The 2646-nt window shown below is 40.2% G+C and carries 3 protein-coding genes; 1 reads left to right on the forward strand and 2 read right to left on the reverse strand.

Annotated elements, in window-relative coordinates; all coding sequences use genetic code 11:
- Positions 1-409 precede the first annotated feature (409 nt).
- Both REG_RS09610 and REG_RS10915 read right to left on the reverse strand, forming a co-directional pair.
- On the reverse strand, positions 410-799 hold the full coding sequence (locus REG_RS09610; protein WP_006705460.1) for a zinc metalloprotease: 390 nt from the start codon (positions 797-799) through the stop codon (positions 410-412).
- A gap of 104 nt (positions 800-903) precedes the next feature.
- On the reverse strand, positions 904-1203 hold the full coding sequence (locus tag REG_RS10915) for a hypothetical protein (protein ID WP_006705461.1): 300 nt from the start codon (positions 1201-1203) through the stop codon (positions 904-906).
- A 234-nt stretch (positions 1204-1437) separates the two neighbouring features.
- On the opposite strand from REG_RS10915, the gene REG_RS09615 reads away from it, so the two are divergent.
- Positions 1438-2151 (forward strand): hypothetical protein, encoded by a 714-nt coding sequence (locus REG_RS09615; RefSeq protein WP_141553678.1) that lies wholly within the window; start codon positions 1438-1440, stop codon positions 2149-2151.
- The last annotated feature ends 495 nt before the right edge of the window (positions 2152-2646 follow it).

Consider the following 2646-nt stretch of genomic DNA (forward strand, 5'->3'; position numbering starts at 1 on the left):
TTAATTGCTCTTCATATGTTTTTTGAACACTTCAAATCTGGCGANGTTTTTAAAATATATCAACCTCGCTTTCATTTTCTTTCATATAATAGACAGATTGATGGAGAGAAGAAGACGCCTCTGGCTGAGAAAATTTTTCAGTATGATGGTCTAGCACGATCATCCTCCTTAATGTTGTGATATTTAAGAAACGTTTCGTTCACACGCTGTTTGTAGTTTTATTGTAGCTCTTACAACTGATAATTTAATAAATAGGAGTTTAGGTTGAGTAGACCTACCCAGTGCGATATGAGGTTGTATAATTAATTATTATTAAAACCTGAGCATCTGTATTCGGGATAAGGAATTACAGATGCTCAGGTTAATTACCTCTTGTAGTGATGTGATGGACACTCTACCGACAAGCAAATCACCGAGTAGGCATGTTACACCGCAATGGATACACACTGGCTATAAACTTTTTATCGGTGGCAGAAAGCTCGCTTGGATCATCCACCGAATAACCGTTTAGCGTATGCTCTTTGGGGATATAATAGCTCATAATAGATTTTGGGTCATAGACTGTATATTGCGTCTTATTTTCGGCATATTTATTAAACAGGTTGTACTCGGTTTGGGCATCAGTCCAATTAAACATATCGCGATAATAGGCGAACACAACTGGCTTATTCCATTGGATGCCACCTGTCGGATTGAAGTGTTCGTGTAGCAAGCCTAAAGCATGCCCAAACTCATGCAAGGTGGTCGATTTTAAGTAGGCTGCATCAGAAGGATCGTCGGTAAAACCGTCGAAATTCATGGTAGGTTCATTTGCGGGTATCTCTTTACTATCTTTTCCTATGTATGATCAATTTCCATCGCCTTCTTTAAAGGCAATTCGGATATGTGCTTCCTTTTTGCTTCTTAGAGGCAACCATGCAAATTCCAAATTGGCATATTTAAGCCATTCATTTGCATGGTGTCGAACTTTTTTCGCACATATGCACTCCCCGCATAAGCAGTCATAAATTTTATACGCAAAGTCTCACCTGTTCGCCAAAACTTGTCGCTTTCGCCCACGCCATATGAGAGATTTTCGCTGTTTTCTGCTGGCCAGACCTTATCGAGGCATAGCCTTAAATTGGTTTTTACCACTGTTTGATTAACATTTTCTGGCACATGCTCATATACAAACCGTGGCTCTGTCATTTCGGAATTATTCATAACTTGGCCCTATTTTATTTATTAACCTTTTGTGGTATATCCGTATTATAAAAATATTTCAAGGCTATTTATGTGTTTTGATATTTTTAACCGTTTGCTTGAAATTTTCTGTCCGTTATAGCCGAATCAGTTTAATTTGATTCGACTATATTCTTGTTAATTTTTAGATTTGTGGTTAATTTTATTAAAGGTGAATTTATCTGGAAGTTTTATTTAACTATTGAGGTCAATATAATGCTAGCTAATATAAATTTAGGACAAAATAACGGGGGGATATTTCCACCAGAGCCAAGATATAGATATGAACATACGCCAAAAGAATTCATGGTAGAACGTGACAATAATGGTCATATCATTGGCTACAGTAACGTTGATATATATAGAAAATTCGATATTAATAACCAATTAATCCATTTGCGTCGAAAGTTGATGAAATTCGACGCTAATCACCAGTTAATCAGTATCACTAAAATCAGGTATAAAGTCGATGATAAGGGTCAATTAACCAGTCGAATGGGCGTCACGGAGACCTTCGATAAGACAGGCAATTTAATCCAAATAAATGAGTTTATAAGGGAATACGATACCGAGCAAAATTTGATTAGTCGAAGTGAAATGACGAAAAAGTTTGATGCTAATCAGCAGTTAATCTATCACAGTGAGCGCGAAGAAAAATACACTGCCGATCAACAATTACTCTGTCGTCGTCTGCTTATGGACACCTATGTGAATGGCAGCCGGGATCACCGTAGTTCTACGGAAGAATTCGATGCTAAAGGAGAACTAATCGTGACAAATGCTGTTCCTGAAAAACTCTGTCGTCACCTTAAAGCACATGATCACCTGGTTGAGGCGGTACATCATTTGGCCACTCGAGAAAAAGTTAGCGTAATAGCTAATATTAGTGCACCACTTCAGCCTATAATGCGTATTGCTATACCCAATTAATCAATAGACCTCTTTGGAAACCGTAGCGAATGATACGGAGTCAAGACGCCCGGCGCACAGCAACCGGAGTGTACATAAGTAGTACATGAGGATTGCGCGCACCGGGCAACGCAGGATCCGCGTCACGCAGTAGGTTTCCGAAGAGGTCTAATGATTGCTCAAAATTAATATGGTAGCCGCGGGCAGGCTTTGTTGGCTCGCTGTCGCTTTATTCCTTTTTCCTGACCGGATATAGCGGTGCATCAGAAAACTTGTTCTTGCGCGTGCCATGCTTGTGCATTGGGGTTTTGTAATCCGGGCACATGGGGGCTTTGGTATCATTGGCCATCGCGACAATAATGAGCGCTTTACTCTCTTTGGTATATATCTATACCCAATGAATTTCGAGTTACGGCAAGGCGGCAAGGGCGACCGACCGATGAGCGTAGACCTACTACGTGATTTGGCGAGCACCCGCAGACAACGCCGCCGTATAACTTGAAAGGCGAAGGGTAT

It is taken from the genome of Candidatus Regiella insecticola LSR1 (assembly GCF_000143625.1).
Classification (GTDB): domain Bacteria; phylum Pseudomonadota; class Gammaproteobacteria; order Enterobacterales; family Enterobacteriaceae; genus Regiella; species Regiella insecticola.

Excerpts from the sequence above, each read along its gene's own strand:
- REG_RS09610 (WP_006705460.1), bottom strand. The coding sequence starts at position 799 with ATGAATTTCGACGGTTTTACCGACGATCCTTCTGATGCAGCCTACTTA.
- REG_RS10915 (WP_006705461.1), bottom strand. The coding sequence starts at position 1,203 with ATGAATAATTCCGAAATGACAGAGCCACGGTTTGTATATGAGCATGTG.
- REG_RS09615 (WP_141553678.1), top strand. The coding sequence starts at position 1,438 with ATGCTAGCTAATATAAATTTAGGACAAAATAACGGGGGGATATTTCCA.